Here is a 7,892-nt window from a genome sequence, read left to right as displayed (position 1 = left end):
CCTACATTGGAAAGGACGTACTCGCCATAAATCTGGCGACATAAAGAGTATATGAGGGGCGATTCACGAATCGCCCTCTCCGCCGAAGGCGGAAAATCCAACCCAGATCACCTTCCCAACTTCCCTATTTCCTCTTCCTTCCCGCACATCCCCATCCCCGTAGAAAAGCGTCACGGGTTCGTGTTCGGGCGGTCATCGCTTGGGGGTGGGGTGGTGCGTACAATGGGCGGCGACAAGCAGCAACGCGGGGCGCCCAGGCGCCCGCAGGCGAAAGGAGCCAGCTCATGGCAATCACCATCACTGAAGAAGGCACGCGTATCGGCGAGGCATCGCAGGCAGAACTCAACCGCGCGGCGGCCGAGGACCTGGAGCGCATCGAGGAAGAGGCCAAGCGCGAGGCCGAGGAATACGTCGCAGCCGTGGATGGCGACGGCAGCGACGAGGACAACGAAAAGAAATCCGTCGAAGCCGCCGGCACCGCATTCGACTTCGACCAGGCCGAAGAGGAAACCGAGCAAATCGAAAACGAGTCCCAGGAACGTGCCGAGCGCCCGCCGTACGGCCCGCAAGGCTGGTAGGCTCGCGCACCTTCGCCACCCCTGTGGCAAAACCGTTGCGGCGCCGTTGTCGCGCGGCAGCCGACGGCACGCACCGCGCACGTAGAATTGAGGGCGATTTCACATCCCCCCTGAAAGGAGCACGACCATGGTTGATCGAGCATTCAAAACGGGCGACGCGTCCGTCGACATGAAGAACGGCGCGAAGGACATGGCGCACGACGTGAAGAACAACGTGAAAGACGCCTTCCACGAGGCTAAAGCCGGCATGAACGAGCGCAAGGCCGAAGATGCCGCCGCCGACCGCGAGCACGAGATTGCGCAGCGCACGGGCAGCACGGATGCCGCCATGCGTGCTCAGCAGCACGAGGCGCGCAAGGATGAAAAGGGCGGCGACTTCATGGACTCCATCAAGGACTCGCTCGGCAAGGCTGGCGAGGCTATCAAAGAGGCCGCCGTCGACGCGAAGGATAACGTGAAGCAGGGTGTCGAGAACGTCCGCACCGGCCGCTAGGCGTATCGCTTTACCGTCGTTCTCCCGTGCAGGTTGACCGTAGGGCAAGGGCTCTGCCCCGTGCCACCACTACGGTCGACCTGCATTTGTTTTGTGCGTTGGCACCAGTTTTGTCTTGGAAAGGAAGGCGCGCATGACTTCTCAATCATCCGCGGCACCGCACACGGGCTCGGGCGCGGGCTCAGGCGCAGGCTCCGGCGGCCGCAAAGGCTTCGTGTTGGTGGCGGCCGTGTACCTGTTGGGCCTGTTCATCGGCGCGCTCGATACGGGCATCGTCACGCCCGCGCGTACCGTCATCCAAGGCGACCTCGGCATTTCCGAGCAGCTCAGCGTGTGGATTATCACCATCTACACGCTGGCGTACGCGGCGGCCATCCCCGTTATGGGCAAGCTGGCCGACCGCTCCGGGCGCAAGTACGTGTACCTGGCAAGCATCCTGCTGTTCGGCGTGGGCTCGCTTCTGTGCGGCCTCGCGCAGGACGTGGGCAGTTTCGGCATGCTGCTGGTGGCGCGCGCCATTCAGGCGGTGGGTGGCGGCGGCATTGTGCCCGTGGCCACGGCGGAGTTCGGTACGGCGTTCCCGCCGGAGAAGCGCGGCCTGGCGCTTGGCCTGGTGGGAGGCGTGTACGGCATCGCGAACATTTTCGGCGCGTCTGCGGGCAGCCTTATCCTGTCAATTTTCGGGCAAAGCAACTGGCAGTTCATCTTCTACGTGAACGTGCCTATCTGTGCGTTCATTGTGGTGGCCGGCTGGTTCGTATTGCCGAACACGAAGGCCGAGCACGTGAAACCCATCGACGGGCTGGGCATTGCCGTGCTCGTGGTGATGGTGCTCGCGCTACTCTACGGCCTGAAGAACCTCGACTTCTTCAACCTGGGCACGTCGCTGACCTCCACCGACGTATGGCCGTTCCTGCTGGGGTTCGTGGTGCTGTTGCCGCTGTTCGTGCTCATCGAGCGGCGCGCGGCCGACCCGGTGCTCAACCTGTCGTACTTCCGCAACCGCGACATTGTGGTGACGCTGGCCATCTCCGTCATCTCGGGCGTCATCCTCATGGGCATCATTTTCATCCCGCAGTTCGCGGAGAACGTGCTGAAAATCCCGGCCGGCAGCGGCGGCTACGTGGTCATTGTGCTGGCGGCGTTCGCGGGCGTGGGCGCGCCGGTGTCGGGTAAGCTCATCGACCGGTTTGGTGTGAAGGTGGTGCTGGGGTTCGGACTGGCGGCGTCGGCGGCGGGCGCGCTGTTTCTGGCGCTGGTGGCCACGCAGTTCCCGAACTTGTTTACGCTGGTGGTGAGCCTGGTGTTCATTGGCATTGGGATGGGCTTCACCATTGGCACGCCGCTCAACTACATGATGCTGGCGAAGACGCCGCTTGAGGAATCGAACTCGGCGCTGGCCACGCTTTCGCTTGTGCGCTCGGTGGGCACAGCCGTGGCGCCTGCTGTGCTGGTGGCGTTCATCGCGCACGCGGGCATGGCCGTGCCGGATCGCGTGATGAACGTGCTGCCCGACCCGCCAGCCGGGCCAACGATGGCGCAGCTGGCAAGCAGGGAAGGTCAGGACTCCGGCGGCGGGCTGCCGGCAGATTTGCAGCAGCTCATGGAGGGGTCGGACGTAACCACCATCGTGGGCAACGTGAAGAAGCTCGCGAAGACCGAGATCGAGCAAGCCGCCGCGTCATCCGGCATGCCCACCGAGGCGGTCGACGCCGCCGAGCAACAGTACCTGAGCGAAATCGACCAGCACGCCAGCGACATAGAGAACACCTTCCAAGGTACTCTCGACGAAGGCTTCCGCGGCGCCTTCCTCCTCGTAGGAACCTGCTCCCTCGTAGGCCTAGCACTCCTAGCGTTCTATCGCGAGGACAAGAAGAGCAAGAAGAAGCCGGAAAAGCAGCCTCGCAACCAAGCATGACGCGCGTCTGCGCCGCCCGGAAAATGCAACGAGACCTGCGCCGCCGATAAAAAAGTGGCGCTTCGCGCTACTGATTACGCCATAAATCTCCCAACACCCTATCTTTACAACGCGGGCTGACCGGCCAGAGGGTCGTATTGAAGAGACAGGTTGGCCGTAGTCCGGGCGGTTCGCGAACCGTCCCGTTCACACAAAGCGCGAAAACGCAGGTCATGTTCGCGTTCTCCACCTTCGGCGAAGAGGGTGCTTCACGAAGCACCACCACACCCATCCCGAAGTGCAGCCCCTCCTCAATTCCTGGCACAGTTTCCGCCAGATGCCCCAAACTGTTCCAAAAACGGCATTTCGCGTGCACGAGAGGGGATGCTAAAGGCGAAAAAGGCGACACGGGTTGTGTTCTCCGCTTGCGGCGGAGCGGATGCTCTGGAGAACTGGACTGCGGAGGCTACCTAACAGATAATATTTCCTTTCTTTGCGCGCCACCTTCGTCCCTCTAAAACAAGCAAGCCCCCTCGGGTGGGAGGGGCTTGGTTCGTCCTGTGGCTCTTGCTGTTAGTCTTCGACGCCTATGATGACGTCGGCGGCTTTTACTATGGCGTAGGCTTCTTTGCCCACTTCAAGAGCGAGATCCTTGAGCGCTCCCATGGAGATGGTGGACGTGATAATTTGGCCCCCGTCAAGCTCCATGATCACGATGGCATTCACCGCGCCCGGATGAATGGCCGTGATGGTCCCCTTTAGCGTGTTGCGTGCGGACAATTTCATAGTAACGATGCGCTCCCTTCCGTCTGCGTTCCCCTTTGCTCCCTCCATTGTAGCGTGCCTGCCGCCATCGCGCGACCACAACTGCGCGCTGCCGTGCCAAATATGCGCGCATGCGTCATTTTTGCGGGTATTCCCCGCGCGTTTCCCAGACTTTACTGAGATTTGATGGCCCGCAAACGTGGGCTTGATGCTTGATGCCCATCATGGTGAACGCAGCGCGGCGACGGGTGTGCGGCGCGGCGGTGAATCGAATAAAGGCGCCTCGGGCGCAGAACGAAAGGAAGAATATGAAGAAGCGTTTGGTTATGGCGGCGGCAGGTGTTGTGCTTGCGCTGGGCATCTTCGGTCTGGCGGGATGCGCGGGCGGACAGGATGCTTCCGGCGGATCCGCAGGTGAGGGGGCTGCTGCGGCCACGATGCCCTCCGGCGAGGTGTCCGTGTACTCGCGCGAGGACGGCTCCGGCACGCGCGGCGCGTTTGTGGAGCTGTTCGGCATTGAGGAAAAGGATGCCAGCGGCGAGAAGGTGGACCTAACCACGCCTGCGGCGGCTATCACGAACTCCACGTCGGTCATGATGACCTCGGTGGCGGGCGACGAGAACGGCATCGGCTACATCTCGCTGGGCTCGCTGGGCGACACGGTGAAGGCGCTCACCATTGACGGTGCCGAGCCCACGGCCGCCAACGTGAAGAGCGGTGAGTACAAGATTGCGCGTCCGTTTAACATTGTGACGAAGGACGGCCTGTCCGACGCGGCGCAGGATTTCGTGACGTTCATCATGAGCGCTGATGGCCAGAAGGTGGTTGAGGACAACGGCTACATTCCCGTGACCGAGGGCGAGGCGTACGCGCCGGCCGGGGCAACGGGCAAGGTGGTGCTGGCGGGTTCGTCGTCCATCGCTCCGGTTATGGAGAAGCTGGCTGAGGCCTATCAGGCGCTCAACCCGGACGTGTCCATCGAGGTCAACCAGTCCGACTCCACCACCGGCGTGCAGATGGCCACCGAGGGCACCTGCGACATTGGCATGGCTTCGCGCGAGCTGAAGGATTCCGAGAAGAGCGCCGTTGAAGCCACGGTTATCGCGCAGGATGGCATTGCCGTCATTGTGAACAAGGCCGCAACCGTGGACGCCCTGACGTCCGACCAGGTGAAAGGCATCTTCACCGGCGAACTGGCCACCTGGGAAGAAGTGTTGGCGTAGTTTCGCCGCCTAACCAAGGAGTTGTATGAGTTCTTCACATCTTAAAGAGCGCGCAGCTCAGGTGTTGTTTGGGATTGCCGCGGGGGCTTCGGTTCTTGCGGTGGTCCTCATCTGCGTGTTTCTGTTTGCGAATGGGCTGCCGGCCATGGCGCAGATTGGTCTGCCGGAGTTCCTCTTCGGCACCACGTGGCGGCCGGCGAACGACATCTACGGCATCTTCCCCATGATTGTAGGCAGCGTGTATGTGACGGCGGGCGCCATTCTGGTGGGTGTGCCTACGGGGCTGCTTACGGCGCTGTATCTGTCGCGGTTTGCCAGCGGGCGCGTGGCGGCGGTGCTGAAGCCGGGCGTGGAGCTGTTGGCGGGCATTCCGTCGGTGGTGTATGGCTTCTTCGGCCTGGTGGTGATGGTGCCGTTTATTCGCGACACCATGCCGGGACGAGGGCTCTCGCTTTTGGCGGCGGCCGTGCTTTTGGGCATCATGATTCTGCCCACGGTTATTACGGTGGCGCGCAGCGCGCTCGACGCCGTGCCGAAGAAGTACTACGAGGGCGCGCTCGCCTTGGGCGCCGACCACGAGCGCTCGGTGTTTCGCGTGGTGGTACCTGCCGCAACGTCCGGCATTGTGGCTGGTGTGGTGCTGGGCGTGGGGCGCGCCATCGGCGAGACCATGGCCGTCATCATGGTGGCCGGCAACCAGCCCATCATTCCCGATAGCATCTTCGACGGCGTGCGCACCATGACGGCGAACATCGTGCTGGAAATGGGCTACGCGGCCGACCTACACCGCGGCGCACTGGTGGCCACGGGCGTGGTGCTGTTCGTGTTCATCCTGCTTATCACGGCGCTGCTTAATGCGATAAAGAAGAGAGGGGAGGTGGCGTCATGAGTGCGAAGATGACGCGGGCTTGCGCGGGCGCAGGCGCGGGTGACGCGGCGGGCGGCGGAGCAGGTGGCGGCGCGGGCGCACCCGCGGGTGGTTCCGGCGCGCGCGACCGCTTCGATGTGCTGCTGGCCGAACACGGCGAGCGCCACCAGCAGAAGCGCCGCGTCGCAGCCGCCCTGCTGCGCCTGGTTGTGCGCGCGGGCGCTGTGCTGACGGCGGGCGTGTTGCTGCTGCTGATAGGCTTCATTTTGGTGAACGGTGTGCCGTATCTTACGCCCAGCCTGTTCGCGTGGGAATATACCTCCACAAATGTTTCGCTCATGCCGGCACTGATAAACACGCTGCTCATGGCGGGGCTTGCGCTGCTTATGGCCGTTCCGGTGGGCGTGGGGTCGGCCATTTATCTGGTGGAATACGCGCCGCGTGGCAGCCGCTTTGTGGCGCTTGTGCGCACCACAACCGAGACGCTGCAAGGCATTCCCTCCATCATATATGGCCTGTTCGGCATGCTGTTTTTCGTGACGGCGCTGGGGTGGGGGCTCTCGCTTCTGGCGGGCGCGTGCACGCTGGCCATCATGGTGCTGCCGGTGGTTATGCGCACCACCGAGGAAGCGCTGCTCGCCGTGCCCGACTCCTACCGCGAAGGCGGCTTTGGCCTGGGAGCAGGGCGGCTGCGCACGGTGTTTTGCTGTGTGTTGCCCTCGGCCGTGCCGGGCATTTTGGGCGGCGTGGTGCTGGCGCTCGGGCGCTGCGTGGGCGAGGTGGCGGCCCTCATTTTCACGGCTGGTTCCATCGCGCAAATTCCGCAGTTCGCCGAAGGCGCTGCGGCGCTCTTCGATTCCACGCGCACGCTTGCCGTGCACATGTATGTGCTGGCCAGCGAGGGCCTGCACGTGAATGAAACGTACGCGACGGCCGTGGTGCTGCTGGTGATGGTGGTGGTGCTAAACCTTGCGGCTGCGGCCGTGGTGAAGAAGATGAGCAAAGGAGCACGTTCATGAACAACTCCCTGTTGGAGAAGAAACCGGCAACCTACCTGCCCAAACGGCAGGGCGGGGTGAAGGCGGGGCGCACGGTGAGCCCGCGCGTTTTGAAGCCAGCGACTGGCGGGTTTGCTGGGGGTGCGGTTAAGGAACACGTCGCGCCGGTGGTGACTGCTGAACCTGGCGTGACCGCCGCGCTTGCCACGGCTTCGGAACCGGCGGCTCCCGTCAAGATGAGCGTGCGCGACCTCAACCTGTACTACCGCGACTTCCAGGCGCTCAAGGGCATCAACCTGGAGTTTCCCCAAAATCAGGTGACGGCGCTTATTGGGCCGTCTGGCTGCGGCAAGTCTACGCTGCTCAAAAGCCTGAACCGCATGAATGACCTTGTTGCTGACTGCCGCGTGGAGGGTGAGATCATTCTCGACGGGCAGGACGCCTACCGCGACGTGGACGTGAACAGCCTGCGCCGGCGCGTGGGCATGGTGTTCCAGCAGCCCAACCCCTTCCCCATGAGTGTGTACGACAACGTGGCGTTTGGTCCGCGCACGCACGGCGTGAAGAAGCGTGCCGACCTGGACGATATCGTGGAGCAAAGCCTGCGCGACGCCGCCATCTGGGACGAACTGAAAGACCGCCTGAAGAAAAACGCGCTGGGCCTGTCCGGCGGCCAGCAGCAGCGCCTGTGCATTGCGCGCGCTCTGGCCGTGCGCCCTGAGGTGCTGCTGATGGACGAGGCCACAAGCGCGCTCGACCCGCTGTCCACCGCCAAAATTGAAGACCTCGTGGGCGAACTCAAGCGGAAGTACACGGTGGTCATGGTGACGCACAACATGCTGCAAGCGCTGCGCGTGTCCGACCAAACGGCGTTCTTCCTGCTGGGCGAGATGGTGGAAGCCGGCAGCACCGACGATATCTTCACCAACCCGCGCGACTCGCGCACAGCGGACTACGTGGCGGGGCGGTTCGGCTAGGAGGTTGCGCCGGGGGCACGCCGGTAGGGCGCGCTGGGTGCGCGCCCGGGGAGTAGGCTTTACCAAAATTTGACGGAGCCGGCACACCCCTCT

At 63.2% G+C, this 7,892-nt stretch carries 8 protein-coding genes; 7 read left to right on the top strand and 1 reads right to left on the bottom strand.

Annotation, left to right across the window (positions count from 1 at the left end):
* Nucleotides 1-284: 284 nt before the first annotated feature.
* The 3 genes from QNJ86_RS02400 to QNJ86_RS02390 all read left to right on the top strand — a co-directional run bounded on the left by QNJ86_RS02400 (nt 285) and on the right by QNJ86_RS02390 (nt 2,989).
* Nucleotides 285-578, top strand: a complete 294-nt coding sequence (locus QNJ86_RS02400) for a BAG1 BAG family molecular chaperone regulator 1 (RefSeq protein WP_283830977.1) — start codon at nt 285-287, stop codon at nt 576-578.
* Between the two features lie 127 nt (nt 579-705).
* A complete protein-coding gene (locus QNJ86_RS02395; RefSeq protein WP_283830976.1) occupies nt 706-1,071 on the top strand; it encodes a hypothetical protein in 366 nt (121 codons plus the stop codon).
* Nucleotides 1,072-1,204: 133 nt separating this feature from the next.
* On the top strand, nt 1,205-2,989 hold the full coding sequence (locus tag QNJ86_RS02390) for an MFS transporter (RefSeq protein WP_283830975.1): 1,785 nt from the start codon (nt 1,205-1,207) through the stop codon (nt 2,987-2,989).
* A 552-nt stretch (nt 2,990-3,541) separates the two neighbouring features.
* Here QNJ86_RS02390 and QNJ86_RS02385 read toward each other — a convergent pair.
* Nucleotides 3,542-3,754 carry a TOBE domain-containing protein gene (locus QNJ86_RS02385; RefSeq protein ID WP_283830974.1) on the bottom strand — a complete coding sequence of 71 codons (213 nt, stop codon included), beginning with the start codon at nt 3,752-3,754 and terminating at the stop codon, nt 3,542-3,544.
* A gap of 287 nt (nt 3,755-4,041) precedes the next feature.
* On the opposite strand from QNJ86_RS02385, the gene QNJ86_RS02380 reads away from it, so the two are divergent.
* From QNJ86_RS02380 to pstB, 4 genes are read left to right on the top strand one after another with little or no spacing between them, the layout of a single operon-like run.
* Complete coding sequence (locus QNJ86_RS02380) at nt 4,042-4,956, top strand: substrate-binding domain-containing protein (protein WP_283830973.1); 915 nt, start codon at nt 4,042-4,044, stop codon at nt 4,954-4,956.
* Nucleotides 4,957-4,981: 25 nt separating this feature from the next.
* A complete protein-coding gene (gene pstC / locus QNJ86_RS02375; protein WP_283830972.1) occupies nt 4,982-5,845 on the top strand; it encodes a phosphate ABC transporter permease subunit PstC in 864 nt (287 codons plus the stop codon).
* A complete protein-coding gene (gene pstA, locus QNJ86_RS02370) occupies nt 5,842-6,843 on the top strand; it encodes a phosphate ABC transporter permease PstA (RefSeq protein ID WP_283830971.1) in 1,002 nt (333 codons plus the stop codon). Before pstC ends, pstA begins: the two co-directional genes overlap by 4 nt.
* On the top strand, nt 6,840-7,799 hold the full coding sequence (gene pstB, locus QNJ86_RS02365; protein ID WP_430623044.1) for a phosphate ABC transporter ATP-binding protein PstB: 960 nt from the start codon (nt 6,840-6,842) through the stop codon (nt 7,797-7,799). The genes pstA and pstB overlap by 4 nt, the downstream gene beginning before the upstream one ends.
* Nucleotides 7,800-7,892 lie beyond the last annotated feature (93 nt).

The organism is Gordonibacter faecis (genome assembly GCF_030077735.1).
Lineage (GTDB): Bacteria > Actinomycetota > Coriobacteriia > Coriobacteriales > Eggerthellaceae > Gordonibacter > Gordonibacter faecis.
This window is presented reverse-complemented; position numbering and strand designations above follow the sequence as displayed.

What these genes read in the sequence shown, in the direction of transcription:
- QNJ86_RS02400 (WP_283830977.1), top strand. Translation starts at nt 285, where the DNA reads ATGGCAATCACCATCACTGAAGAAGGCACGCGTATCGGCGAGGCATCG.
- QNJ86_RS02395 (WP_283830976.1), top strand. Translation starts at nt 706, where the DNA reads ATGGTTGATCGAGCATTCAAAACGGGCGACGCGTCCGTCGACATGAAG.
- QNJ86_RS02390 (WP_283830975.1), top strand. Translation starts at nt 1,205, where the DNA reads ATGACTTCTCAATCATCCGCGGCACCGCACACGGGCTCGGGCGCGGGC.
- QNJ86_RS02385 (WP_283830974.1), bottom strand. Translation starts at nt 3,754, where the DNA reads ATGAAATTGTCCGCACGCAACACGCTAAAGGGGACCATCACGGCCATT.
- QNJ86_RS02380 (WP_283830973.1), top strand. Translation starts at nt 4,042, where the DNA reads ATGAAGAAGCGTTTGGTTATGGCGGCGGCAGGTGTTGTGCTTGCGCTG.
- pstC (WP_283830972.1), top strand. Translation starts at nt 4,982, where the DNA reads ATGAGTTCTTCACATCTTAAAGAGCGCGCAGCTCAGGTGTTGTTTGGG.
- pstA (WP_283830971.1), top strand. Translation starts at nt 5,842, where the DNA reads ATGAGTGCGAAGATGACGCGGGCTTGCGCGGGCGCAGGCGCGGGTGAC.
- pstB (WP_430623044.1), top strand. Translation starts at nt 6,840, where the DNA reads ATGAACAACTCCCTGTTGGAGAAGAAACCGGCAACCTACCTGCCCAAA.